Origin of the sequence: Bradyrhizobium sp. AUGA SZCCT0160 (assembly GCF_018130105.1) — a bacterium.
Lineage (GTDB): Bacteria > Pseudomonadota > Alphaproteobacteria > Rhizobiales > Xanthobacteraceae > Bradyrhizobium.
Genome location: NZ_JAFCMD010000006.1, coordinates 61,934 through 87,685, shown reverse-complemented (window position 1 = coordinate 87,685; position 25,752 = coordinate 61,934). Strand labels below are relative to the sequence as shown.

Annotated in this window: 27 protein-coding genes; 23 read left to right on the top strand and 4 right to left on the bottom strand. The window is 62.8% G+C overall.

Features of this window, described 5'->3' with window-relative positions; all coding sequences use genetic code 11:
• The first annotated feature begins 2 nt into the window (after positions 1 to 2).
• The 23 genes from JQ558_RS12160 to JQ558_RS12050 all read left to right on the top strand — a co-directional run bounded on the left by JQ558_RS12160 (position 3) and on the right by JQ558_RS12050 (position 20,756).
• Positions 3 to 1,193, top strand: coding sequence for an NADH-quinone oxidoreductase subunit D (locus tag JQ558_RS12160; protein ID WP_192733455.1), 1,191 nt, complete (start codon positions 3 to 5; stop codon positions 1,191 to 1,193).
• Positions 1,190 to 1,510, top strand: coding sequence for a hypothetical protein (locus tag JQ558_RS12155; protein ID WP_212272942.1), 321 nt, complete (start codon positions 1,190 to 1,192; stop codon positions 1,508 to 1,510). The genes JQ558_RS12160 and JQ558_RS12155 overlap by 4 nt, the downstream gene beginning before the upstream one ends.
• A gap of 2 nt (positions 1,511 to 1,512) precedes the next feature.
• On the top strand, positions 1,513 to 2,481 hold the full coding sequence (locus JQ558_RS12150; protein ID WP_212293778.1) for an FkbM family methyltransferase: 969 nt from the start codon (positions 1,513 to 1,515) through the stop codon (positions 2,479 to 2,481).
• Between the two features lie 3 nt (positions 2,482 to 2,484).
• A complete protein-coding gene (gene nuoE / locus JQ558_RS12145; protein WP_212293777.1) occupies positions 2,485 to 3,096 on the top strand; it encodes an NADH-quinone oxidoreductase subunit NuoE in 612 nt (203 codons plus the stop codon).
• Positions 3,093 to 3,308 (top strand): hypothetical protein, encoded by a 216-nt coding sequence (locus JQ558_RS12140; RefSeq protein WP_212272943.1) that lies wholly within the window; start codon positions 3,093 to 3,095, stop codon positions 3,306 to 3,308. The genes nuoE and JQ558_RS12140 overlap by 4 nt, the downstream gene beginning before the upstream one ends.
• A gap of 18 nt (positions 3,309 to 3,326) precedes the next feature.
• Complete coding sequence (gene nuoF / locus JQ558_RS12135; protein ID WP_212293776.1) at positions 3,327 to 4,652, top strand: NADH-quinone oxidoreductase subunit NuoF; 1,326 nt, start codon at positions 3,327 to 3,329, stop codon at positions 4,650 to 4,652.
• Between the two features lie 9 nt (positions 4,653 to 4,661).
• Positions 4,662 to 4,871 (top strand): hypothetical protein, encoded by a 210-nt coding sequence (locus tag JQ558_RS12130; protein ID WP_212293775.1) that lies wholly within the window; start codon positions 4,662 to 4,664, stop codon positions 4,869 to 4,871.
• Positions 4,872 to 4,884: 13 nt separating this feature from the next.
• Positions 4,885 to 5,373 carry a hypothetical protein gene (locus JQ558_RS12125; RefSeq protein WP_212293774.1) on the top strand — a complete coding sequence of 163 codons (489 nt, stop codon included), beginning with the start codon at positions 4,885 to 4,887 and terminating at the stop codon, positions 5,371 to 5,373.
• Positions 5,374 to 5,380: 7 nt separating this feature from the next.
• Entirely contained in the window at positions 5,381 to 7,456 is a 2,076-nt protein-coding gene (gene nuoG / locus JQ558_RS12120; protein ID WP_212293773.1) for an NADH-quinone oxidoreductase subunit NuoG, read from the top strand.
• 10 nt (positions 7,457 to 7,466) lie between these two features.
• Positions 7,467 to 8,507 (top strand): NADH-quinone oxidoreductase subunit NuoH, encoded by a 1,041-nt coding sequence (gene nuoH, locus JQ558_RS12115; RefSeq protein ID WP_212293772.1) that lies wholly within the window; start codon positions 7,467 to 7,469, stop codon positions 8,505 to 8,507.
• A gap of 7 nt (positions 8,508 to 8,514) precedes the next feature.
• Positions 8,515 to 9,009 (top strand): NADH-quinone oxidoreductase subunit NuoI, encoded by a 495-nt coding sequence (nuoI, locus tag JQ558_RS12110; RefSeq protein ID WP_192733447.1) that lies wholly within the window; start codon positions 8,515 to 8,517, stop codon positions 9,007 to 9,009.
• Positions 9,010 to 9,018: 9 nt separating this feature from the next.
• A complete protein-coding gene (locus tag JQ558_RS12105) occupies positions 9,019 to 9,657 on the top strand; it encodes an NADH-quinone oxidoreductase subunit J (RefSeq protein WP_212293771.1) in 639 nt (212 codons plus the stop codon).
• Complete coding sequence (gene nuoK / locus JQ558_RS12100) at positions 9,654 to 9,962, top strand: NADH-quinone oxidoreductase subunit NuoK (protein WP_028162793.1); 309 nt, start codon at positions 9,654 to 9,656, stop codon at positions 9,960 to 9,962. Before JQ558_RS12105 ends, nuoK begins: the two co-directional genes overlap by 4 nt.
• An 8-nt stretch (positions 9,963 to 9,970) precedes the next feature.
• Entirely contained in the window at positions 9,971 to 12,052 is a 2,082-nt protein-coding gene (gene nuoL / locus JQ558_RS12095) for an NADH-quinone oxidoreductase subunit L (protein ID WP_212293770.1), read from the top strand.
• On the top strand, positions 12,052 to 13,560 hold the full coding sequence (locus JQ558_RS12090) for an NADH-quinone oxidoreductase subunit M (protein WP_212293769.1): 1,509 nt from the start codon (positions 12,052 to 12,054) through the stop codon (positions 13,558 to 13,560). Before nuoL ends, JQ558_RS12090 begins: the two co-directional genes overlap by 1 nt.
• A gap of 10 nt (positions 13,561 to 13,570) precedes the next feature.
• Positions 13,571 to 15,010 (top strand): NADH-quinone oxidoreductase subunit NuoN, encoded by a 1,440-nt coding sequence (gene nuoN, locus JQ558_RS12085; RefSeq protein ID WP_212208105.1) that lies wholly within the window; start codon positions 13,571 to 13,573, stop codon positions 15,008 to 15,010.
• Between the two features lie 61 nt (positions 15,011 to 15,071).
• A complete protein-coding gene (locus JQ558_RS12080) occupies positions 15,072 to 15,884 on the top strand; it encodes a biotin--[acetyl-CoA-carboxylase] ligase (RefSeq protein ID WP_212293768.1) in 813 nt (270 codons plus the stop codon).
• Positions 15,884 to 17,554, top strand: a complete 1,671-nt coding sequence (locus JQ558_RS12075) for a ribonuclease J (RefSeq protein ID WP_212272950.1) — start codon at positions 15,884 to 15,886, stop codon at positions 17,552 to 17,554. The genes JQ558_RS12080 and JQ558_RS12075 overlap by 1 nt, the downstream gene beginning before the upstream one ends.
• Positions 17,555 to 17,594: 40 nt before the next feature.
• Positions 17,595 to 17,999, top strand: coding sequence for a methylmalonyl-CoA epimerase (mce, locus tag JQ558_RS12070; protein WP_212208102.1), 405 nt, complete (start codon positions 17,595 to 17,597; stop codon positions 17,997 to 17,999).
• A gap of 6 nt (positions 18,000 to 18,005) precedes the next feature.
• Positions 18,006 to 18,281: a DUF1467 family protein gene (locus JQ558_RS12065; protein ID WP_212272951.1), complete on the top strand. Its 276-nt coding sequence runs from the start codon at positions 18,006 to 18,008 to the stop codon at positions 18,279 to 18,281.
• Between the two features lie 72 nt (positions 18,282 to 18,353).
• Positions 18,354 to 18,701, top strand: coding sequence for a hypothetical protein (locus tag JQ558_RS12060; RefSeq protein WP_212208100.1), 348 nt, complete (start codon positions 18,354 to 18,356; stop codon positions 18,699 to 18,701).
• A gap of 39 nt (positions 18,702 to 18,740) precedes the next feature.
• On the top strand, positions 18,741 to 20,051 hold the full coding sequence (gene mtnK, locus JQ558_RS12055; protein WP_212293767.1) for an S-methyl-5-thioribose kinase: 1,311 nt from the start codon (positions 18,741 to 18,743) through the stop codon (positions 20,049 to 20,051).
• Positions 20,052 to 20,384: 333 nt separating this feature from the next.
• Complete coding sequence (locus JQ558_RS12050) at positions 20,385 to 20,756, top strand: hypothetical protein (protein WP_212293766.1); 372 nt, start codon at positions 20,385 to 20,387, stop codon at positions 20,754 to 20,756.
• Between the two features lie 396 nt (positions 20,757 to 21,152).
• Here the strand turns inward: JQ558_RS12050 and JQ558_RS12045 are convergent, their stop codons facing one another.
• The 4 genes from JQ558_RS12045 to JQ558_RS12030 form a co-directional block, all read right to left on the bottom strand.
• Positions 21,153 to 22,184 carry an ABC transporter permease gene (locus JQ558_RS12045; RefSeq protein WP_212293765.1) on the bottom strand — a complete coding sequence of 344 codons (1,032 nt, stop codon included), beginning with the start codon at positions 22,182 to 22,184 and terminating at the stop codon, positions 21,153 to 21,155.
• Between the two features lie 12 nt (positions 22,185 to 22,196).
• Positions 22,197 to 23,699 carry a sugar ABC transporter ATP-binding protein gene (locus JQ558_RS12040; protein WP_212293764.1) on the bottom strand — a complete coding sequence of 501 codons (1,503 nt, stop codon included), beginning with the start codon at positions 23,697 to 23,699 and terminating at the stop codon, positions 22,197 to 22,199.
• Positions 23,700 to 23,705: 6 nt separating this feature from the next.
• The gene (locus JQ558_RS12035) at positions 23,706 to 24,725 is read right to left on the bottom strand and encodes a sugar ABC transporter substrate-binding protein (protein WP_212272961.1); all 1,020 of its coding nucleotides are present in this window, start codon (positions 24,723 to 24,725) and stop codon (positions 23,706 to 23,708) included.
• Between the two features lie 155 nt (positions 24,726 to 24,880).
• The gene (locus tag JQ558_RS12030) at positions 24,881 to 25,285 is read right to left on the bottom strand and encodes a globin (RefSeq protein WP_212272963.1); all 405 of its coding nucleotides are present in this window, start codon (positions 25,283 to 25,285) and stop codon (positions 24,881 to 24,883) included.
• Positions 25,286 to 25,752: the final 467 nt, after the last annotated feature.

Sequence of the window (25,752 nt, the reverse complement as noted above, 5' to 3'; positions counted from 1 at the left end):
CCATGAACGAACAAAATCTTCGCAATTTCACGATCAATTTCGGACCGCAGCATCCGGCAGCGCACGGTGTGCTGCGTTTGGTGCTGGAGCTTGACGGCGAAGTCGTCGCCCGCGTCGATCCGCATATCGGGCTCTTGCATCGCGGCACCGAAAAGCTGATCGAGCAGAAGACGTACTTGCAGGCGATCCCGTATTTCGACCGGCTCGATTACGTCGCGCCGATGAACCAGGAGCATGCGTTCTGCCTCGCAGCGGAAAAGCTGCTTGGCATCACGGTGCCGCGCCGCGGGCAATTGATCCGCGTGCTCTATAGCGAGATCGGCCGCATCCTGTCGCATCTGCTCAACGTCACCACGCAGGCGATGGACGTCGGCGCGCTGACCCCGCCGCTGTGGGGTTTTGAAGAGCGCGAAAAGCTGATGGTGTTCTACGAGCGCGCCTCCGGCTCGCGCATGCATGCGGCTTACTTCCGCCTCGGCGGCGTGCATCAGGATTTGCCACCAAAACTGATCGACGACATCGACGCCTGGTGCGATCCGTTCCTGCAGGTCGTCGCCGACCTCGAAACGCTGCTCACCGGCAACCGCATCTTCAAGCAGCGCAACGTCGATATCGGCGTGGTGCCGCTGAAGGAAGCCTGGGAGTGGGGTTTCTCCGGCGTGATGGTGCGCGGCTCCGGCGCGGCCTGGGATCTGCGCAAGGCGCAGCCTTACGAATGCTATGCCGAGATGGATTTCGACATTCCGATCGGCAAGAACGGCGACTGCTACGACCGCTACTGCATCCGCATGGAAGAGATGCGCCAGTCGGTGCGCATCATGAAGCAGTGCATCGCCAAGCTGCGGGCGCCGGACGGGCAGGGGCCTGTCGTCGTCGAGGACAACAAGATCGCGCCGCCGCGTCGTGGCGAAATGAAGCGCTCGATGGAAGCGCTGATCCATCACTTCAAGCTCTATACCGAGGGCGTTCGCGTGCCGGCCGGCGAAGTCTACGCCGCGGTCGAGGCGCCGAAGGGCGAGTTCGGCGTCTACCTGGTCGCCGACGGCAGCAACAAGCCCTACAAGTGCAAGATCCGCGCGCCGGGCTTTGCCCATCTGCAGGCGATGGACCACATCTGCAAGGGCCATCTGCTCGCCGACGTCTCGGCCATCCTCGGTTCGCTCGACATCGTGTTCGGAGAGGTCGATCGATGAGGATGGTTGCGCTGACCGCGATACTCGCAGGCACGTTTGGCCTGATCGGCGGCGCGCATGCGCAGCTATCGCAAGCATTCCGCGCGGCTTGTGACGGCAGCCCGACGGGCGCCCGCTGGTGTCCAGGCCAAATATCGAAGGAAGGCTGGACCCTCAAATATAAGGCAGAAAGCCCTCAAGACATGGCTGACGGTTATTCGCGCTACGAGGTTTGGATTCGCGAGAAGCTGGCGGTCGTCTGTGTGCAGTTAGTCAGCGAGCGTAGTGGTTCGCGTTCGCGCGTCAACTCTTGCCAAGAACTGAGTGAGGTCCACTAGTGATGGCGCAGCCGCCAATCCAGTTTGACCGGGCTTCGGGTGCGCTTGAAGGCGCCAACCCGTGGGAGCGGCTGGCTGCGGTGGCGCTGACGCTGGGATCGAAAATATCGTCGAACTTTTCGCATCGCGGCTACAACATGTGCGCCAATCTCCTGCGCAGGACGTTGCCCGCGCGCGACATCGACGTCCGGCTGAATGCGGACGCGACGTTCGCATTCCCCTATGGCGACGGCTACTGGAGCAAGCTGCTCAACCGCACGTTCGCCTATGAGGACGAACTCGAATTGCTGTTCAGGCATTCCGCCGACGTCGACTACACGCTGCTCGATTGCGGCGCCAATTACGGCTACTGGTCGGTGCTGGTCTCGAGCAAGCCGTTCGGTTCGCACAAGGCGATCGCGATCGAGCCGTCGGGCCAGAATTTCCCGAAGCTGGCCAACAACGCCAGACTCAACGGCAACCGTTTCGAGGCGATGAAATGCGCGATCGGCGCCGCGCGCGGCACCGCGCGATTGAGCGGCACCAAGCATGAAGCCTTCAGCATCGCCGGCGACCAGACCGCTGGCGAGGAAGTGCCTGTCATTGCGCTCGACAATCTGATCGACGACGGCAAGGTTACGGCCGGCGGAAAATTCCTGATCAAGCTCGACGTCGAAGGCGTCGAGATCGAGGCCATGAAGGGCGGCAAGCGGCTGCTGGAGGCCGACAGCGTGATCCTGTGCGAGGAGCACGGCAACGATCCCCAGCATACCGTGTCGCGCTACATCCTCGACCAGACCCCGCTGAAGCTGATCGTCTACGATCCGCGCAGCAATCGCCTTGAAACCGTGACCGACCTTTCCATCCTCGATCGCATCAAGGTTTCAACCCACGTCGGCTACAACGTGTTCGGCACCGCAAGCGCATTCTGGCTCGACCGGATCAATGCGCTCAATGCGAAAGCCGCAGCCCCGCGCGCAATGAGAGACTGAACGATGTCCGTCCGCCGCCTTGCACCAAAGGAACTGCAGCCAGCGAGCTTTGTGTTCTCCGACGAGAACCTCGCCTGGGCGAAAAAGCAGATCGAGAAGTATCCGCCCGGACGCCAGGCGTCCGCGGTGATCGCGATCCTGTGGCGTGTGCAGGAGCAGCACGAGGGCTGGGTTTCGGAAGCCGCGATCCGCGCGGTCGCGGATCTGCTGGATATGCCCTACATCCGCGTGCTCGAGGTCGCGACTTTCTACACCATGTTCCAGCTGCAGCCGGTCGGCAAGAAAGCCCATGTCCAGGTCTGCGGCACCACGCCGTGCCGCCTGCGCGGCGCGGAAGACATCATCAAGGTGTGCCAGAGCCGCATCCATCACGACCCCTTCCATCTGTCGAAGGACGGCAATTTCAGCTGGGAAGAGGTCGAGTGCCTGGGCGCCTGCGTCAACGCGCCGATGGTGCTGATCTGGAAGGATACCTACGAGGACCTGAACAAGGAAAACTTCGGCAAGGTGCTGGACGGCTTTGCTTCCGGCAATCCGCCGAAGCCTGGACCGCAGATCGACCGTCAGTTCTCGGCGCCGGTAGGCGGACCGACGACGCTGAAGGAAACCACATGACGCGCGGTCGCACTTTGCGAGCGGGCGGGCCGGGGAGGGCCGCTGCGATGAAAACCTGGCAGTTGATGACCCTTCACGCCCTGGCCGCGGCCACGTTCATTTTTCTGCTGCAGCGCTACGCGCTGGGCGCCTCGCTTGATTCCGCTTTGTTGTGGGCGCTGACCTTCGGCGGATGCGCCGCGGGGCTCGCTTACTCTCAGTCCAAACGTTGATCCCGGAAAGTTCTGGTCATGCTCGACGACAAGGATCGCATCTTCAAGAATCTCTACGGCCTGCACGATTGGGGCCTTGAGGGTGCACGCCGCCGCGGCGCCTGGGATGGCACCAAATCGATCATCGACAAGGGCCGCGACTGGATCATCAACGAGATGAAGGCCTCCGGCCTGCGCGGGCGCGGCGGGGCGGGTTTTCCGACCGGGCTGAAATGGTCGTTCATGCCCAAGGAGTCCACCGACGGCCGGCCGAGCTATCTCGTCGTCAATGCCGACGAGTCCGAGCCCGGCACCTGCAAGGACCGCGAGATCATGCGGCACGATCCGCATCTCCTGGTCGAGGGCTGTTTGCTCGCAAGTTTCGCGATGAACGCGCACGCCTGCTACATCTATGTGCGCGGCGAATTCATCCGGGAGCGCGAACATCTGCAGGCCGCGATCGACCAGGCCTATGACGCCAAGCTGGTCGGTAAGGACAACCTCAATGGCTGGCCGTTCGACATCTATGTCGCGCACGGCGCCGGCGCCTATATCTGCGGCGAAGAGACCGCGCTCCTGGAAAGCCTCGAGGGCAAGAAGGGCCAGCCGCGGCTGAAGCCGCCATTCCCGGCCAATGTCGGTCTCTATGGCTGCCCGACCACCGTCAACAACGTCGAGTCGATTGCGGTCGCGCCCGATATCCTGCGCCGTGGCGCGGCATGGTTCGCCGCGATCGGCCGGCCCAACAATGTCGGCACCAAACTGTTTTGCGTTTCCGGTCATGTCGAGCGGCCCTGCAACGTCGAAGAGGCGATGGGGATTCCGTTCCGCGAACTGATCGACCGTCATTGCGGCGGCATTCGCGGCGGCTGGGACAATCTCAAGGCTGTGATCCCCGGCGGCTCGTCGGTGCGCATGGTGCCGGCCGAACAGATCATCGATACACCGATGGATTTCGACAGCCTCGGCAAGCTGCGCTCCGGCCTCGGCACCGCCGCTGTGATCGTGATGGACAAGTCGACCGATTTGATCCGGGCGATCGCGCGCATCTCCTATTTCTACAAGCATGAGAGCTGCGGCCAGTGCACGCCGTGCCGCGAAGGCACGGGGTGGATGTGGCGGGTGCTGACGCGCATGGCCGACGGCCGCGCCCACAAGCGCGAAATCGATATGCTGCTGGAGGTGACCAAGCAGGTCGAAGGCCACACCATCTGCGCGCTGGGCGACGCCGCGGCGTGGCCGATCCAGGGCCTGATCGCGCATTTCCGTCACGAGATCGAAGAGCGTATCGATCAGTATTCGCACAAGGCCGACATCGACGATATCGGCGTGCGCGACCCCGTCAACATGGTCGCGGCGGAGTGAGAGGCAGCAATGGCAAAAGAACCTGACAGCATCGTCCTTGCGATTTTGCGCAAGATCGATCAACGCACCGAACGGATGGCAGAGGACCTTCAGGACATCAAGGTTCGCGTTACCTCTGTCGAGGAAGGGCTGGCGGGGGTCAACCGAAGGCTGGATCGCCTCGAAAATCGCGTCGAGCGAATTGAACAACGTCTCGAACTATCTGACGCAGCGCACTGAGATCGTGGGACCAATGTCGCAACCGAGCTTCTGGTGGCAGAGATACGGAACGCTGGCGCAGATGGCGCAGGCGACCGTGGCGCTGCTCGGCTTTGTTGCGATCCTGCTTCAGATCAACGAGATCCGCACCGGCAACCGCGCGACCAGCGCGCGGCAGGCGTTTCTGGGCTACACCGATTTGGCGTTCAAGAATCCGAAATTCGCGCAGCCGGACTACGAGAAGATCAAGGCCGGCGGCCGCGACGAGCAGGTCCAGTACGAGAGTTTTGTCACTTACTTCCTCTACGCCTGCGAGGAAGCGCTCGGCGCGTTCGCGGGAAAGCGCGAGTGGCTGGCTTCCTGCGATTACGACCTGAAACCGCATCTGCCGTTCCTGTGCGATAAGAACGCGGCGCAGCCGGCCTATCTCGCCACCTATGGCGCCGAGACCCAGCAATGGATCAAGGCGTCGCTGAAGACATCAAGCGTTACACCACCCGACTGCAAGCTCGGAAAGACTTGAGAGCGCAATGACCAAACTCATCGTCGATGGCAAAGAGATCGATGTCCCCGCGGAATACACGCTGCTGCAGGCGTGTGAGGCCGCGGGCGCCGAAATTCCGCGCTTCTGCTACCACGAGCGGCTGTCGATCGCCGGCAATTGCCGGATGTGCCTCGTAGAGGTGAAGGGCGGCCCGAAGCCGGTGGCCAGCTGCGCCTGGGCCGTGCGCGATTGCCGTCCGGGTCCGAAGGGCGAGCCGCCGGAAATCTCGACGCGTTCGCCGATGGTGAAGAAGGCGCGCGAAGGCGTGATGGAATTCCTGCTGATCAACCATCCGCTGGATTGCCCGATCTGCGATCAGGGCGGCGAGTGCGATTTGCAGGACCAGGCGATGGGCTACGGCGTCGATACCTCGCGCTTTGCCGAGAACAAGCGCGCGGTCGAAGACAAATATCTGGGCGCGCTGGTCAAGACCTCGATGAACCGCTGCATCCAGTGCACGCGCTGCGTCCGTTTCTCCGCCGAAGTCTGCGGCGCGCCGGAAATGGGCGCGACCGGCCGCGGCGAAGACATGGAAATCACGACCTATCTGGAGTCGGCGCTGACTTCGGAGTTGCAGGGCAATCTCGTCGATATCTGCCCGGTCGGCGCGCTGACCTCGAAGCCCTATGCCTTTGCGGCACGGCCCTGGGAGCTCGGCAAGACCCAGTCGGTCGACGTGATGGACGGCGTCGGCTCGGCGATCCGGGTCGATACCCGCGGCCGCGAGGTGATGCGGATCCTGCCGCGCATCAACGAGGCGGTGAACGAGGAATGGATTTCCGACAAGACCCGTCACATCGTCGACGGCCTGCGGACCCAGCGGCTCGACCGGCCCTATATCCGCCAGAACGGCCAGCTCCGCGCCGCATCTTGGTCGGAGGCGTTTGCGGCGATCGCCGCCAAGACCGGCCGGATCGACGGCAAGCGGATCGGTGCGATCGCCGGCGACCTTGCCGCGGTCGAAGAAATGTTCGCGCTGAAGGAGCTGCTGGCCAAGTGCGGTTCAAGCAATCTCGCGGTGCAGGGCGGCGACGCCTTCGATCCCAAGGCAGGCCGCGCGTCCTATATCTTCAACCCGACCATTGCCGGGATCGAGCAGGCCGACGCGCTGCTGATCGTGGGATCGAACCCGCGCAAGGAAGCCGCCGTCCTCAACGCCCGCATCCGCAAGCGCTGGCGCACGGGCAGGCTCAAGGTCGGCGTCATCGGCGCCAAGGCCGACCTGACCTATGATTACGATTATCTCGGCGCCGGCACGGATTCGCTCGGTGATCTCGCGGCCGGCAAGCATTCCTTCGCCGAGGTGCTCAAGGGCGCCAAGAACCCGATCGTGCTGGTTGGCGCCGGTTCGCTGGCGCGTCATGACGGCGCGGCGGTGCTGGCGCTCGCTGCCAAACTCGCGGTCGACGTCGGCGCACTCAAGGACGGCTGGAACGGTTTTGGCGTGCTGCAGGACACGGCGTCGCGTGCGGGCGCGCTCGATATCGGTTTTGCGGCCGGCAAGGGCAGCCTGAATCTCGCGCAAATGACCACCTTCGGCACGCTCGACGTGCTGTTCCTGCTCGGCGCCGATGACGTCAAGGTGCCGGATGGGACCTTCGTGGTCTACATCGGCACCCATGGCGACCGCGGCGCGCATCGCGCTGACGTCATCTTGCCGGGCGCGGCCTATACCGAAAAATCCGGCATCTACGTCAACACCGAGGGCAGGGCGCAGATTGCCAACCGCGCCGCGTTCCCGCCGGGCGAGGCGCGCGAGGACTGGGCGATCGTGCGTGCGCTGTCGGATGTGCTGGGCAAGAAGCTGCCCTATGACTCGCTTCAGGCGTTGCGGCAGGAGCTCTTCAAGGCCGTGCCGCATCTGATCCGGATCGAGCAGATCGAGCCCGGTAAGCCGGAAGAGGTGAAGGCGCTGGCCGGCAAGGGCGGCAGCGTCGACAAGACGCCGTTCAAGACGTCGGTCGAGGATTTCTACCTCACCAACCCGATCGCGCGCGCGTCGGCGGTGATGGCGGAATGTTCCCGGCTGGCGTCCGGGCAAATGCTGACGGCAGCGGAGTGAGCGTGACCTGATGGCTGAATTCTTCGCAAGCTCGTTCTGGACCGGTTTCCTCTGGCCGCTGATCATCATGGTCGCGCAGAGCCTGCTGCTGCTGGTCGTGCTGCTGATCGCGATCGCCTACATCCTGCTTGCCGACCGCAAGATCTGGGCGGCGGTGCAGATCCGCCGTGGTCCCAACGTCGTCGGCCCGTGGGGCCTGCTGCAATCCTTCGCCGATCTTTTGAAGTTCGTGCTGAAGGAGCCGGTTATTCCCTCCGGCTCCAACAAGGGCGTGTTCCTGCTGGCGCCGCTGGTCAGCTGCGTGCTGGCGCTGGCGGCCTGGGCCGTGATCCCGATGGATTTCGGCTGGGTGATATCAGACATCAATGTCGGCGTGCTCTACATCTTTGCGATCTCGTCGCTGTCGATCTACGGCATCATCATGGCCGGCTGGTCGTCGAACTCGAAATACCCGTTCCTCGCCGCGCTGCGTTCGGCGGCGCAGATGGTGTCCTACGAAGTCTCGATCGGCTTCGTCATCATCACGGTGCTGTTGTGCGTCGGCTCGCTGAACCTGACCGACGTGGTGCAGGCCCAGAACACCAGATTCGGGCTGCTCGGCTGGTACTGGCTGCCGCTGTTTCCGATGTTCGTGATCTTTTACGTCTCGGCGCTGGCCGAAACCAACCGGCCGCCGTTCGACCTCGTCGAAGCCGAGTCGGAGCTGGTCGCGGGCTTCATGACCGAGTACGGCTCGACACCGTATTTGCTGTTCATGCTCGGCGAATACGTCGCGATCACCACGATGTGCGCGCTGGCGACGATCCTGTTCCTGGGCGGCTGGCTGCCGCCGGTGCCCTATGCACCGTTCACCTGGGTGCCCGGGATCATCTGGTTCGCGCTGAAAGTGTTCTTCATGTTCTTCATGTTCGCGATGGCGAAGGCGATCGTGCCGCGCTACCGCTACGATCAACTGATGCGGCTCGGCTGGAAGGTGTTCCTGCCGCTGTCGCTGGCGATGGTGGTGATCGTCGCCGGGGTCCTGCAATTCACGGGGCTCGCGCCGAAATGAGGTCGCTATGAGTGTCAATATCAACGCAACAGCCCGCTCGCTTCTCCTGACCGAGTTCGTATCGGCGTTCTTCCTCGCCATGCGCTACTTCTTCAAGCCGAAGCCGACGCTGAACTATCCGTTCGAGAAGGGCCCGATCTCGCCGCGCTTCCGCGGCGAGCATGCGCTGCGCCGCTATCCGAACGGCGAGGAGCGCTGCATCGCCTGCAAGCTGTGCGAGGCGATCTGCCCGGCGCAGGCCATCACCATCGAGGCCGGCCCGCGCCGCAACGACGGCACTCGCCGCACCGTGCGCTACGACATCGACATGGTGAAATGCATCTATTGCGGCCTGTGCCAGGAAGCCTGCCCGGTCGATGCCATCGTCGAGGGACCGAATTTCGAATTCGCGACCGAGACCCGCGAGGAACTGTATTATGACAAGGCGAAATTGCTCGCCAATGGCGACCGTTGGGAGCGTGAGATTGCAAAATCGATCGAACTCGACGCGCCGTACCGGTGAGGTGAGGGCATGATCCTTCCCGCGCTGTTCTTTTATCTGTTTGCCGGCATCTGCGTGGCGTCGGCGGTGATGGTGATTGTCTCGCGCAATCCCGTCCACTCCGTGCTGTATCTGATCCTGGCCTTCGTCAACGCCTCGGGCCTGTTCATCCTGATGGGCGCCGAATTCCTCGGCATGATGCTGATCGTGGTCTATGTCGGCGCGGTCGCGGTGCTGTTCCTGTTCGTGATCATGATGCTCGATGTCGACTTCGTCGAACTGCGCGAAGGCTTCATGCAATATCTGCCGATCGGGCTCGTGATCGGCGGCATCTTCGTGTTCGAGCTGCTGCTGGTCGTCGGCGGCTGGGCGATCAATCCGTCGGTGACCAAGAACATCACGGCGGCGATCCCGTCCAATATCAGCAACACCGAGGCGCTCGGCCTCGTGCTCTATACGAAGTACATCCATTACTTCCAGCTCGCCGGCATGGTGCTGCTGGTGGCGATGATCGGCGCCATCGTGCTGACGCTGCGCCACAAGGTCAGCGTCAAGCGGCAGGACATCAACGTGCAGAACGCGCGGACGCCGGAGCTCGCGATGAGCGTGCGCAAGGTGGCCGCGGGGCAGGGCCTGCAGGACGCGGACGCGGCGGAGTGGGTGAAATGACGATCGGGCTCGGACATTACCTCTCGGTCGGCGCGATCCTGTTCACGCTCGGGATCCTCGGCATCTTCCTCAACCGCAAGAACATCATCGTCATCCTGATGTCGATCGAGCTGATCCTGCTTTCGGTCAACATCAATTTGGTGGCGTTCTCGACCTTCCTCGGCGACATCGTCGGCCAGGTGTTTGCGCTGCTGGTGCTGACGGTCGCTGCGGCGGAAGCGGCGATCGGTCTCGCCGTGCTGGTGGTGTATTTCCGCAACCGCGGTTCGATTGCGGTTGAAGACGTTAATTTGATGAAGGGCTAGGCGCAGCTATGATTCAGGCAATCGTCTTTCTGCCGCTGCTGGGCGCCATTCTGGCCGGCCTGATCGCGCTGTTCGGGGCGCATGCGCGCAACCCGAGCGGGGATACGGTCGAGCATCATGATGACGGGCATCATGGGCACGACGCGCACGCGCATGCGTCAGCCGCCCATGACGACCATGGCCACGATGACCACGGCCATGACGACCACCACGTGGCGGAACCGCCGGCCGCCGGCTCGCGCGCGGCCGAACTGATCACGACCGGCCTGCTGATGATTTCGGCCGGCCTGTCCTGGGTCACGCTGGTCGATGTCGGCTTCATGCACCATGACGCCCGCATTGCCTTGTTCCCCTGGATCAATTCCGGCGATCTGCAGGTCGCGTGGTCGCTGCGCGTCGATACGCTGACCGCGGTCATGCTGGTCGTGGTCAACACCGTCTCGGCGCTCGTGCACCTCTATTCCATCGGCTACATGGACGAGGATCCGCACCGGCCGCGCTTCTTTGCCTATCTGTCGCTGTTCACCTTCGCGATGCTGATGCTGGTGACCTCGGACAATCTGGTGCAGATGTTCTTCGGCTGGGAAGGCGTCGGTCTCGCCAGTTATCTCCTGATAGGGTTCTGGTACCAGAAGCCGTCGGCCAATGCGGCGGCGATCAAGGCCTTCGTGGTCAACCGCGTCGGCGATTTCGGTTTCGCGCTCGGCATCTTCGCCGTGTTCATGCTGCTCAAGTCCACCGATTTCGAAACCATCTTCGCGGGCGCGCCGGGGCTCGCCGGCAAGACCATCGACGTGTTCGGCTGGCAGGCCGACGCGCTGACGCTGACGTGTCTCTTGCTGTTCATGGGCGCGATGGGCAAATCCGCCCAGTTCCTGCTGCACACCTGGTTGCCGGACGCCATGGAAGGCCCGACGCCGGTCTCGGCGCTGATCCATGCCGCGACCATGGTCACCGCCGGCGTGTTCATGGTGGCGCGCCTGTCGCCGCTGTTCGAGCTGGCGCCGAATGCGCAGGCCGTGGTGATGTTCTTCGGCGCCACCACCGCCTTCTTTGCGGCGACGATCGGCCTCGTGCAGAACGACATCAAGCGCATCGTCGCTTACTCGACCTGTTCGCAGCTCGGCTACATGTTCGTGGCGATGGGGGCAGGGGCCTACTCGGTCGGCATCTTCCATCTGTTCACGCACGCCTTCTTCAAGGCGCTGCTGTTCTTAGGCTCAGGCTCGGTGATCTACGCGATGCATCACGAGCAGGACATCCGCAACATGGGTGGGCTGAAGGACCGGATTCCCTTCACCTATATCGTGATGGTGATAGGTACGCTGGCATTGACCGGATTCCCGCTCACCGCCGGCTATTTCTCCAAGGATGCGATCATCGAATCTGCCTACGTCTCGCACAATCCGTTCGCGATGTACGGCTTCCTGATGACGGTGGTCGCAGCCGGCCTGACTTCGTTCTATTCCTGGCGTCTGATCTTCAAGACCTTCCACGGCGAGCCGCACGACCAGGCGCATTATGAGGCCGCCCACGAGGCGCCGCTGTGGATGCTGGTCCCGATCGGCGTCCTCGCCGCCGGCTCGATCCTGGCCGGCTTCCCGTTCAAGGAGTTGTTCGCGGGCCATGGCGTGGCCGAGTTCTTCCGTGAATCGCTGAAGATGCACCCCAACATCATCGAAGAAATGCACCACATCCCGGCGTGGATCGCGTACCTGCCGACCGTGATGATGGTGGTGGGCGCCTACATCTCCTACGTCTTCTATATTCGCCGGCCCTATCTGCCGGTCGAACTCGCCAGTCAGCACCCGATGCTCTACCAGTTCCTGCTCAACAAATGGTACTTCGACGAGCTGTATGACCTGATCTTCGTTCGCCCGGCCAAGTGGATCGGCCACTTCCTGTGGAAGAAGGGCGATGGCTATGTCATCGACGGCTTCGGCCCCGACGGCATTTCCGCAAGGGTGCTCGACGTCACCCGCAACGTCGTGAAGATCCAAACCGGCTACCTCTATCACTACGCGTTCGCGATGCTGATCGGGGTTGCCGGACTAATCACCTGGTTCATGTTCGGCTTGGGAGGCCAGTGATGACAACCTGGCCCATTCTCTCGGTCGTCACCTTCCTGCCGCTGTTCGGCGCGCTGGTGATCTACATCAGCCGCGGCGACGACGAGGCGGCGAGAAGCAACTCGCGCTGGATCGCGCTGTGGACCACGCTGGTCACCTTTGCAGTCTCGCTGATCCTGGTCTGGCGCTTCGATGCGACCAATCCGGACTTCCAGTTCATCGAAAAGGCGTCGTGGCTGGCGAGCGGCATCACCTACCACATGGGTGTCGACGGCATTTCACTGCCGTTCGTGATCCTGACCACCGCCTTGATGCCGCTCTGCATCATCGCGAGCTGGAAATCGGTGACGATGCGGGTGCGCGAATACATGATGGCGTTCCTGCTGCTGGAAACGCTGATGATCGGCACCTTCTCGGCGCTCGACCTCGTGCTGTTCTACCTGTTCTTCGAGGGCGGCCTGATTCCGATGTTCCTGATCATCGGCGTCTGGGGCGGCCCGCGCCGGGTCTACGCGTCCTTCAAGTTCTTCCTCTACACGCTGCTCGGCTCGGTCTTGATGCTGCTCGCCATCATGGCGCTGTACTGGAACGCCGGCACGACGGACATCCCGACGCTGATGAACACCGCGGTGCCGCGCAGTCTGCAGACGTGGGCGTGGCTGGCGTTCTTTGCATCGTTCGCGGTCAAGATGCCGATGTGGCCGGTGCACACCTGGTTGCCGGACGCGCACGTCGAGGCGCCGACCGCGGGCTCGGTGATCCTGGCTGCGATCCTGTTGAAGATGGGCGGCTACGGCTTCCTGCGCTTCTCGCTGCCGATGTTCCCGCTGGCGTCGCATGATTTCGCCTGGATCATCTTCTCGCTGTCGGCGATCGCGATCATCTACACCTCACTGGTGGCGTTGATGCAGGAAGACATCAAGAAGCTGATCGCCTATTCGTCGGTGGCGCATATGGGCTTCGTCACCATGGGCATCTTCGCCGGCACCACGCAGGGCGTGGCCGGCGGCGTGTTCCAGATGATCTCGCACGGCATCGTCTCGGGCGCGCTGTTCCTTTGCGTCGGCATCGTCTACGACCGCATGCATACCCGCGAAATCGCCGCCTACGGGGGGCTGGTGAACCGGATGCCGCTCTACGCGCTGGTGTTCATGGTCTTCACCATGGCTAATGTCGGGTTGCCCGGCACCAGCGGCTTCGTAGGCGAATTCATGACGCTGCTCGGCACCTTCAAGGTCTCGATCCCGACCGCGACCTTCGCCACGCTCGGCGTGATCCTGTCGGCGGGCTACGCGCTCTGGCTCTATCGCAAGGTGGTGTTCGGCACGCTCACAAGACCGGCGCTCGCGAGCATCAAGGACCTCACGTTCCGCGAAGGCCTGATGCTGTTCCCGCTGGTGTTCCTCACCATCCTGTTCGGCGTCTATCCGAAACCGGTGCTCGACATGTCGGCGGCCTCGGTTCAGCAACTCGTCAACAATTACAACACCGCCGTGACTGCCGTGAAGGCAGCCGCGTTGATCAATTAAGGCCGCCACCATGAGCTTCCAGAGTGCAGGTTATCAGTTGCTGCCGGTGTTGCCGGAGCTGGTGCTGGCCGCGGGTGCCATGGCGCTGCTGATGCTCGGCGCCTATCGCGGCGGCGAGGGGACGACCCGCCTCGTCACCACACTTGCAATATGCCTGCTGGTGGTGACCGGCGCGCTGGAGCTGATGTTGCCGGCCGGCAAGCTCACCACCTTCGGCGGCAGCTTCATCGTCGACGATTTTGCGCGCTTCCTGAAGATTCTGGCGCTGATCGGCTCGGGCGCAACCCTGATCCTGTCGGCCGAATTCCTGTCCGACCCGTCGCGGCGGACCTTTGAATTTTCGATCCTGGTGCTGCTCTCGAGCCTCGGCATGATGGTGCTGATCTCGGCCGGCGACCTGATCATGCTCTATCTCGGATTGGAATTGATGTCGCTGGCGCTCTACGTGGTCGCCGCCAGCAACCGCGACAACGCCAAATCAACCGAAGCCGGCCTGAAGTATTTTGTGCTGGGCGCGCTGTCCTCGGGCATGCTGCTGTACGGCGCCTCGCTGATCTACGGCTTTACCGGCACCGTCAGCTTCGCCGGCATCGCGGCGGCTGCGAAGACCGGCAATATCGGGCTCGTGTTCGGCCTGGTGTTCCTGCTCGCTGGCCTCTGCTTCAAAGTCTCGGCCGTGCCGTTCCACATGTGGACGCCCGACGTCTACGAGGGCGCGCCGACGCCGGTAACCGCGTTCTTTGCCTCCGCGCCGAAGGTCGCGGCCTTGGCGGTGTTTACGCGGGTGGCGCTGACGGCATTCCCGGGCATCGTCTCGCAGTGGCAGCAGATCATCGTGTTCGTGGCGATCGCCTCGATGGTGCTGGGCTCGTTCGCCGCCATCGGGCAGAAGAACATCAAGCGCCTGATGGCCTATTCCTCGATCGGCCACATGGGTTTTGCGCTGGTCGGGCTCGCGTCCGGCACCGTCGAGGGCGCGCAGGGCGTGCTGGTCTATATCGCGATCTATGTCGCGATGACGCTCGGCACCTTCTCGGTCATCCTGACCATGAAGCGCAACGGCCAGCCGATGGAGCAGATCAGCGACTTTGCCGGCCTGTCGCGCACCAATCCGCTGCTCGCCTTCGTCTTTGCGATGCTGCTGTTCTCGCTGGCCGGCATTCCGCCGCTCGCGGGCTTCTTCGCCAAATGGTACGTGTTCGTCGCCGCGATCAAGGCAGGCCTGTTCACGCTCGCTGTGGTCGGCGTGCTCGCCAGCGTCGTGGGCGCGTTCTACTATCTCAGCATCATCAAGGTGATGTATTTCGACGAGCCGGAGGGCCAGCTCGATCCGATGCGCACCGAATTGCGTGCGGTGCTGGCGATCACAGGCGTCTTCACCATCTTCTTCTTCGTCTATCCGGGGCTGCTGGTCAGCGTAGCCGCGGCCGCGGCGAAGTCGCTGTTTTAGCGCGCATGATCCCGAAAAGTGGAAACCGGTTTTCGGAGAAGATCATGCGCAGAAATTTGAAATGACCTTCGCGCTCGGTCCCCGGGCTATATCGGCGGGTTACCGTCTCGCCGCCTTTGACCAGGTCGGTTCGACCAATACCGAGGCCATGGCGCACGCCCGCGAGGGCGAGCGCGGCTCGATGTGGTTTGCCACCACGGAACAGACGGCCGGAAAGGGACGGCGCCAGCGCGCCTGGATCGCGCCGCGCGGCAACCTCGCCAGCAGCGTTCTCGAAGTCATCGACGTCCCGCCCGCGACCGCCGCGACATTGGGCTTTGCCGCCGGGCTCGCGATTGCAAGCGCCCTGCAGCAGGTGAGCATCGAAGCCAATCTGCGAAGGGCCGGCTCTGACCCGTTGAAATTCCAGCTGAAATGGCCGAACGACGTGCTGGTTGAGAAGCAGAAGCTGGTCGGTATTTCACTCGAAGCCGAAGCTGTCGCCGGCAACCGGCTGGCTGTCGTGGTCGGGATCGGTACCAATGTGGTCGCAGCCCCCACGGGCACGCCGACGCCGGCCATTTCGCTGGCGGCGCTGGGTGTCCATGTCGGCGCCGAGGAGCTGTTCGCCGTGCTCTCGGACGCCTGGGTCGAGTTCCGCGGTATCTGGGACAATGGTCGCGGCTTTGCCGAAATTCGCCGGCTGTGGTTGGAACGCGCCGCCGGCCTCGGCGAGCCGGTCGCTATCCAGACCGGAACTGCGACTATCGCAGGCACGTTCGACACGATAGATGAAACCGGCTGCCTGATCGTCCGGACCGCAGAAGGCAAACACCTCCCGATCGCCGCGGGCGAGGTTTATTTTGGCTCGGCGGCCTCCGTGGGAGCTGCCTGATGGCTAGACCAGATGAACTGACCTTTGCGCCGCTCGGCGGCGTCGGCGAGATCGGCATGAACCTGTCGATCTACGGGCTCGGCAACCGCCACGAACGGTCCTGGCTTGCGGTCGATCTCGGCGTCTCCTTTGGCGACGAGGAGCATCTGCCGGGTATCGACCTGATCATGCCCGACATCCGCTTCCTGGAGAAGGAACGCAAGAATTTAATGGGGCTGGTGCTGACGCACGCCCATGAGGACCATTTCGGGGCCATCATCGACCTCTGGCCGAAGCTGCAATGCAAGATCTACGCGACCAAGTTCAGCGCCGCGCTGTTCGAGGCCAAACTGGCGGCCGAGCGCAATCCGCCAAAAATCCCGGTCACGGTGGTGCCTTCAGGGGGACGTGTCCATCTCGGCCCGTTCAACGTCGAATTCATCCCGGTTGCGCATTCGATTCCGGAATCGCACGCGCTGGCGATCCACACTTCGGTCGGCACCGTGCTGCACACCGGCGACTGGAAGATCGATCCGACGCCCATCATCGGCCTGCCGACCGACGAGCGGCGCCTGCGCGAACTGGGCGACGAGGGCGTGCTGGCGCTGGTCGGCGATTCCACCAATGCGGTGCGGGACGGGCGCTCGCCTTCGGAAACCGAGGTCGCCGCCACCATTACGAAATTGGTAAAGGCCGCCAAGGGCCGGGTCGCCGTCACCACCTTCGCCTCCAACGTCGCGCGCCTGAAGGCGGTCGCGGACGCCGCCAAGGCCGCCGACCGCGAAGTGGTCGTGGTCGGCCGCGCCATGGAACGGGTGGTGCAGGTCGCGCGTGAAACCGGTTATCTCGACGGCGTCCAGAGTTTCCGCGGCGCTGATCTCTACGGCCATTTCCCGCCGGACAAGGTGCTGGCGCTGTGCACGGGAAGCCAGGGCGAGCCGCGCGCGGCGCTGGCGCGCATCGCCAATGACGACCATCCGCAGGTCACCCTGAACAAGGGCGACTGTGTGATCTTCTCCTCACGCACCATTCCCGGCAACGAAAAGGCGGTCGGCAGCATCATCAACGGCCTGGTCACGCAGGGCATCGAGGTTATCACCGACCGCACCGATCTGGTCCATGTCTCCGGCCATCCGCGCCGCGACGAGCTGCGCGACATGATCTCCTGGGTGCGTCCGCAGCTCTTGATCCCCGTGCATGGCGAAGCGCTGCATCTGGCGGAGCATGCCAAGCTGGCGCGCACCGCGGGCGTTCCGAAAGTGTTGATTTGCCGCAACGGCGACCTGGTCAAGCTCGGCCCCGGCGACCCCGGCATCATCGACCAACTGCCTTCGGGCCGTATTTACAAGGACGGCACCATCCTGGAGGATTCCAAGTCGCGCGCCGTGGTGGAGCGGCGGCGGATGGGATTTGCCGGCTGTGCCTTCGTGGCGATCGCGATGACCGACAAGGGCGAGCTGGCCGACGATCCCGAGGTCGATCTGGTCGGCATCCCCGAGAAGAATACGGCCGGCGAGCCCCTCGACGACATCGTGTTCGATGTGGTGGTATCGACGGTGGAAGGCCTGCCGCGGGCGCGGCGGCGCGATGCGGACGCCACCGCGGAATCGGTGCGCCGCGCGGTACGCGCCGTGCTGAACGAACATTGGGGCAAGAAGCCGATCTGCCTCGTGCATGTGCTGACGATCTAGCGCGTGTTCCGCGGAATTGGGTACTAGAGGAGGAGCAACGATGCTGGGCCGGCTCAATCATGTCGCGATCGCGGTCAGGGACGCCGAGAAGGCGGCCAAAATCTATGGCGGCGCGTTCGGCGCTGAAATCTCTGGCGCGGTGCCGCTGCCGGAGCATGGTGTCATCACCGTGTTCGTGACGCTGCCCAACACCAAGATCGAGTTCATCCAGCCGCTCGGCGACGCCTCACCGATCGCCAAATTCGTCGAGCGCAACGCCGACGGCGGCATCCATCACATCTGCTACGACGTGCCCGATATCATTGCGGCGCGCGACAAGCTGATCAGCGAGGGGGCGCGCGTGCTCGGCGACGGCGTGCCGAAGATCGGCGCCCATGGCAAGCCGGTGCTGTTTTTCCATCCGAAGGATTTTTCCGGCGCGCTCGTCGAAATCGAACAGGCCTGAACCCTCATGGTCTACAACATCTCGACGATGTTCGCGATCTACTTCGTATTGTGGTGGGTCGTGCTGTTCGTGACGCTGCCGTTCGGCGTTCGCAGCCAGCACGAGGACGGCGAGGGCGCTCCCGGCACGGATCCCGGCGCGCCGGTCCTGGCGCGGATGGGCCGCAAGCTGATCTGGACCACGATCATATCGGCGGTCATTTTTGCGATCGCGATGTGGGCCTATTATCAGGGATTCCTTAATATCGAGCGGCTGGCCAAGCTGATGGGGACGCCGTTCTAGGAGCAATTTGAGTACCTCAATGCATACAGGCGGCGCGGCGAGGCCAAGCGTTAGCGTGCCGGGAGAACAAGAATGAGTTTCCAACGCATCATGATCGCGCTGGTGATCCTGCTCGCCGCCGGCCTTGGCGGGTCGTTCTACATGAACTGGAAGACGCTGAACCAGCTTCGAACGGTGAAAGCCTTCGTCGAGCAGGCGGTCTTTCCCGACGCCGTCGTGGCCTGCGAGAAAGCACAGAGCTCGACGCCGTTCAAATGGACCGGCGGCAAACAGACCGCGGCGATCGGCCTGAATGCGGTCAAGCTCAACAAGGACACGATCATCGCGAGCTACACGCTGGTCGCCGACAGCGTCTACTGCGACTACGATCCGATCAAGAAAAAGGCTGACATCGGTTCCAACTTCCTCGAGCGGGACTGAAGCCGAACTTCACGCGCCAGCAACCGGAGGCGACGACCGATGACCGCACAAGGGCGAGTGTTGGATATCCCCCGGCCGGACCACTACCGAATTCTGCGGGAAGCCGATCTGCGCGACTACCTTGCGCAGCTTCCCACGATCGCAAGCCAGCTTGGCGGTGTGCCGGCGGCGTGGTCGATCAGCGAGGTCGGCGACGGCAACCTCAACCTCGTCTTCATCGTGCGCGGCGGGGCTGGCAGCATCGCCGTCAAGCAGGCGCTGCCCTATGTGCGGCTGGTCGGCGAGAGCTGGCCGCTGCCGCTGTCGCGCTCGCACTACGAACATCTGGCGCTCACCCATCAGGCCCGGCTGGCGCCCGCCCTGGTGCCGGCGGTGCTCCACCACGATGCGGCGCTTGCCCTGATCGCGATGGAGTTTCTCGAGCCGCATATCATCATGCGCAAGGGGCTGGTGGCCGGAACCAGCTATCCGCGGTTCGTCGAAGACATCACGAATTTTCTGGCGCGAACGCTGTTCTTCAGCTCCGATCTTGCGGTCCCCGCCGCGGAGAAGAAGGAGGGCATTGCCGCCTTTGCCGGCAATCATGCGCTGTGCAAGATCACCGAGGATCTGATCTTCACCGATCCCTACCGCGTCGCCGAACAGAACCGCTGGACACAGCCCTGGCTGGATGCGACCGCGGCGCGCTTTCGCGGCGACCTCGATCTTCATGTCGCGATCTCCAGGCTCAAGCTGAAGTTCATGGCCTCGCCGGAAGCGCTGATTCACGGCGACCTCCATACCGGCTCGATCATGGTGACCGAGCGCGAGACGAAGGTGATCGATCCCGAATTCGCGTTCTATGGGCCGATGGGGTTCGATATCGGCGCGGTGATCGCAAATCTCCTCATGGGCTATCTGGCCTCCAGCGGCCACGAAACGTCGCCTGGCGATAGGCGCGCCTTCGAAGCGTGGCTGCTGCAGACGGTCGAGGGCGTATGGGCGGAATTTGCGCGAAAATTCGTCGGGTTGTGGCGCACCGATGCGAAGGGCGATGCCTATCCGGCATCGCTGTTTGCCGGCGCGGATGGTGCTGTTCGCCTCGAGGCCGAACGGCAGGCCTACATGGCGCGATTGTTCGGCGACACCGTCGGGTTTGCCGCGGCCAAGATCGTCCGCCGTATCCTCGGTCTCGCACACAATATCGACTTCGAGCTGATCGAGGAGCCGAAGCTTCGCGCGGTCTGCGAAGCGCGAAGCCTGCGCCTGGCGCGGGCGATGCTGGTGGATACGGCGTCGTTTGCGTCCATCGGTGCGGTCACAGGGGCGGCGCGGGAAATGCGCGAGTGGCAGCCGGATTTTGGAGGGTGAGGGTTAGCGGCTGGCCAGACGTGATCTACTTCCGCTTTCGGCGGAATGCGGACTTAGCCTGAAGTTCGCGGCGCGCTGTCAAAGTCACGCGATTGACCCGAAGCGGACATGATGGATTTTTTACTCGTCTAGGTTTTTGATCCAAGCGGTATGTAGCAAGCTGCAAGAAACTGGAGCTTAACAATGCTATCAAGGAGAGCATTATTACCGTTGCTCACCCTCGTTTTTCTCCTGAACTCCCTTGAATGTTCCCCGGCCAAAGCGAGTCAGAGTTTGTCGGTGCTCGTTGGACCGATATGCATCTGGGTGTTCGAACTTTCCGGGAGTCCGAATGTGCAAACGCGCAACGATCTCGCGGAACGCGTCGCTAGCGCCGTACAAGGCAAGGTCCAAGAAGCAGAAAGCGCAACACAGAGCAAGTACACGAGGAAGGTCTGGGCTGCCATGGACTGTATCAAAGCGAATCAACCGGGATTTGATCGGCAGTTAACGATGCAGCTCACAGTCAAGCGTCAGACTACTTTCGTTGACGGTGCCAATCAAAACGTGGTTGTGGCGAGCGGAACTTCTCCGGACGGCCTGTTTCAAGACCGCGAAGTACAGCCGGAAATCATTATCCAAAGCGGTGCGATCGCTGACGATGCTGTATCGGATGCCCTCGTAAAATTCATGGATCGCACCGTCGTTGCAAGGTTGCGGCACTGAATGCGGCGACGAGGGCGTCCCCCTAGACCGACGGGCATGGCCGCTTTTGGCACTTAACGGGCATACGGCGACCGCAAAGCGATGTCGCCTTCTGACCCTTAAGAGAAATCCGCCGAACGACTAAAGTCGAGGGCCATGAGTGCTTCATCGTAATATTTATCGCCATACTTTGAGGCTTTTGTCTCCACACCGAATTCTAAAAAAACTACGCTTTCATAGAGCCTTCGGGCAGGTCGGTTTTCTCTGACGACGCTCAACTGGATGGTCTTCGTCTGTTCTCGGCACTAAGGGGACATCACGATCCGTTCCGACGACGTCGGGTCATCGACGCAATGCGACCACTGGCAATTGTCCGCCCGCGGCAGATTTATGGGTTCACGGCCTAGAAGGCCGCGCCTATTCGACAGCTCTCTCCCGCAGCTTCTGCGCATAGACGTTGATCACCAGCGCCGCGAGCAGGATCAGGCCGCGGATCAGGATCTTCAGAAAACTGTCGATGTTGACGTGGTCGAGGCCGTTGTTGAGGACGCCGAGCACGAACAGGCCGACGACGGTGTTGCCGATGCCGCCGCGGCCGCCGAACAGGCTGGTGCCGCCGACCACGACGGCGGCGATCGAATCGAGCAGGTAGGTGTCGAACTCGTTCTGCTGCGCGCTGCCGAAATGGGCGACGCCGAGCATGCCGCCGATCCCCGAGCACACCGCCGCGATCACCATCACGCTGCCGAGGATGAGCTTGATGTTGAGCCCGGAATATTCCGCCGCCTCGCGATTGCCGCCGACCATGTAAACGTAGCGGCCGAAGCGGGTGTAGGTCAGCACCAGGTGGCCGCCGAGCAGCATCAGCGCCGCCACGATCACGATGCATGGAACGCCGCCGATCGATCCCGATCCGAGCGTCGTGATCACGTCGGGCACCTTGTAGGCGATCTGGCCGCGCACCAGCAGCGCGGAAATGCCCGCGGCGATCTGCATCATGGCCAGCGTCATGATGAAGGAGGGAATGCCGATCACGGTGAGCCCGAACGCATTGACGACACCGAGCAGGGCGCAGAGCGCGAGCGCCAGCATGACCGCCGCCCAGCCGGGCATCGGGACGTTGGCGATGTTCACGTAGGATTCCTGCAGGGTGAAATAGGCGACCGCGATGCCGGTGACGTTGGCGATACTGGCGATCGACAGGTCGATCTCGGCGCACAGGATCACGAAGGTAAGGCCGACGGCGATGATGCCGGTCACCGAAACCTGGGTCAGGATATTGCCGAAATTGTCGAGCGTCGCAAACGATGGACTGGCGGCGGCAAAAAAGCCGGTCAGGCAGATCAGCGTCAGGAACGGCGCGATGTTGCGCATCTGCGAGCGCAGGAACCTGCCGACGCTGTGCGGCCGCTTGCGATCCGCCGGGACTGTCGCGCCTTCACTTGCCATTCAAGTTTCTCCTCAAGCCGCTTGCAGCAGGCGGTCCTTGCTGACCATCTCATGAGCGAATTCGCGCACCACCGCGCCGCGCTTGAGGACGATGATGCGGTCGGCCAGCGACAGCACCGTCTCCGGTTCGGTCGAAAGCACGATCACGGCCAGTCCCTTGGCGCGCAGTTCCCTGATGATGTTGATGACGTCGTTCTTGGCGCCGACGTCCATGCCCCGCGTCGGCTCGCACAGCACGAGCAGGCGCGGTGGATAGCTCAGCCATTTCGCCAGCGCCACCTTCTGCTGGTTGCCGCCGGACAGCATGCCGAGTTCGAGGTCGACGGCCGCGGGCCTGATCTGCAATTGCTCGACCTGCCGCGCGGCGATCGACCGCTCGCGTGCCGGCTTGAGCAGCAGCGCGGAAATCCGGCCCAGCACGCTGATCGAGATGTTCTTGTAGACCGGCTCCTGGTGGAACAGCATGGCGCGGCGGCTTTCGGGGACGAAGGCGACGCCGGCGCGCCGCGCCGCCGCCGTGCTGGCGAAGGTCTTGGGTTCGCCGCCTACGATCAACGTGCCGCGGTCGGGCTTGATCTTGCCGAACAGGATCCGCGCCAGCTCGAGCTGCCCGCAGCCCATGAAGCCGTAGATGCCCAAAACTTCACCGCCGCGGGCCTCGAACGAGACGTCCTGCAGGCTGCGGGCGAGCGTGAGTTCGTCCGCCTTCAGCACCGCCGGACGATCGGTCGGCGGCGGCAGCATGATGTCGTCGGTATAGGTCTCGCCCAGCGCCTCGCTGCCCTTGCCGATCATGGCCTCGATCAGCGCGGCCTTGCTGGTCGCGGCGGATTCCGTCTCGGCGACTTTCCGTCCGTTGCGGAACACCGTCACGGTGTCAGAGACGCGCAAAATGTCCTCGATGAAATGAGAGATGAAGACGATGGCGCAACCCTCGTCGCGCAGCCGCCGCAGCGTCGCAAACAGCCGCTCGACCTCGGGCGGCGAGAGGGCGGAGGTCGGCTCGTCGAGAATGACGATGCGGGCGCCCGAGAACAGGACGCGGGCGATCTCGATCAACTGCTGCATGCCGATCGGCAGATCGCCGAGCCGCGACATTGGATCGACGTCGATGCCGAATTTGGCGAGTTGCTCGCCGGCCTCGCGCGCCATGCGCCGCCACTGCACGAGGCCGAAGCGGTTGGTTGGCTGGGTGCCGAGAAAGACATTTTCGGCCACCGAGAGATCAGGAGCCACGCTCAGCTCCTGATGGACCATGGCGATGCCGGCGGCATGCGCGTCGCGGGTTGAACGGAAGCGGGTGTCCTTCCCGTCGAGTATAAAGCGGCCGGAGAACTCCGCATGCACGCCGGCGATGATCTTCATCAGCGTGCTTTTTCCCGCGCCGTTTTCGCCGACGAGACCGTGGATCTCGCCGGCGAACAACGCAAAATCAACACCCCGAAGCGCCTCGACGCCGCCGAAGGCTTTGGTGATGCCTCGAAGTTCGAGGATGGGTGCGCGTTGCGGCGTCATCAGGCTTCAGATCAGGAAATGATTCTCCATCCACTGCATGCCCGCCGCGTTGGCCTTGGTCACGACCGGGCCGTCCGTTATCACGTGCTTCGGAATGCCCTGACCGCTCTTCTCGCCCCCGGTCACCGCGGCGACGCCGGCGACGATGGCGCCGCCATGGATACGGCACGAGGGATTGCGGACGGTTGCGAACATCCGGCCTTCGCTGACCGCCTGGATCGCCGGCGGCATGGCGTCGACGCCGCCAATCAGGATGTTGGTGCGGTTGCGCGCCTTCATGATGTTGTAGGCGGCGAGCGCCATGTCGTCATTGTGGAAGAAGGCGGCGTCGATCTGCGGGTATTTTGTCAGGTAGGTCTCCCATAGGCGCGCCGTCTTTGACACGTCCCAATCCGCCGGCTGGGTGTCGAGCACCTCGATATTCGGGAATTGCTTCACGACGGAGGTGAATCCCTTGGCGCGGCCTTGCGCGCCGGTGTGGCCGAGGGCGCCCTGGGTCATGATGATCTTGCCCTTGCCGCCCATGGCGTTGCAGAGCGCCTGCGTCACCGAAGCGCCCATGAATTCATTGTCGGGGGCGAGGAAGGAGTGGACGTTGATCTGGTCGAGCGGCGCGATCAGCGTGTCCATGTCGATGACCGGGGTGCCGGCGCTGATCATCTTCTGCACCGGCTGGGTCAGGGTGCCGATGCCGAACGCCTGGATGGCGACGAAATCCCATTTCTGCGACGCCATGTTGTCGATCGCGGCGCGCTGCTTGACGGCGTCGAGCTGGCCGTCGAACCAGGTGACCTCGACGTTGAACAGCTTGCCCCACCATTCCGCGGCCTGCTTGCCCTGCGCGCACCAGGTGGCCTGCAGGCCGGCGTTGGAGAACGCGGCCTTCAGCGGTTTTTCGGAACGTGCGGCCTGCGCGAGCGCCGGGCTTAACCCCAAACCGCCGAACAGCGCGGTCGCTGCGCCGGCGAACGCCGCCGACTGAAGAAGGTCACGCCTGGTCGTAGAGGATTTGTCCGTCCCTGACATTGCTTGCTCCCTCGCTTTCATTTTTATGACCGAGGGCGTTACACGCACCGCGGATGCCCGCAGTGTCTCACACTCGCCGCGCACGCGCCACCCGTTCGCTGATCACGTCATTGCTGAGGGTGCGGAATCGACAAGCAAGTTGAACGGAAGCGGTCCTAGCTTGTGCGCTGCAAGACCAACTGCTCGATCTCATCCAGCAATTTCCGCCATGCAGCATCGATCTCAGGCGACCAGTCCTGATCGAGGATTTCGCGCAGGGTCTCGGCGATCACACCGAAGAATGCGATGAACAGGTCGCGCGGCGTACCGTAGGCGTCGTGCGAGGAAATCTCGCACTCGATCATGCGGAAGTGCCCGGTGCGGGGACCTGCGAAATCCAGGATCGCATCGATCGTCAGCGCCAGCATCGAGCCCTTGACGAGTTCGCTGCCCTCGGTCCGGAACATCGTGTGTGTTTCGGGATGTTCGCTGTGCAGGCGCGCATACACCAATGGCGTCAGGTCCGCGCAGCGGCTGGCTGCGATCTCAAAGCTTCGCAGAATCGGATTGGACGCGATCATGAGGGCGTACGCGGTTCGGAGATTCTTCGAACGACTTTAAAGAGGGCGATCATCGAAAAAAAAGAGCAGGGCACGGAGCCCTGCTCAAAAATTGTGTCGACCCTTTTACCTCGAAAATTTGGGTTTGATCTTGATTGACGAGGCGACGCTGCTTGTGCGCGTCAGGGCTCCTCCCGAGACTTGGACCACCAGACTTCAACCTTTCGGCCAGCCTGAGCCAGCACGTGTAGACTATCTTTTTCCCCTTGTCACCATTTTCAGCAACGATTGTTCAAAATTCTATCAATCTGCGAAATGATTGGAATTTCACCACTATTCCTTGTGGCGGAGGGGCAGTACCCGCGGCGGGTCATGGGCGCGGAGGGCCGGAATCGCCGTCTCAATCGGCTGGAACGCATCGGAAACGCCGGTATTTGCGCAACACAAGCGGATAAACCGCAAAACCCGATCTCGACTTCGAACGCTCC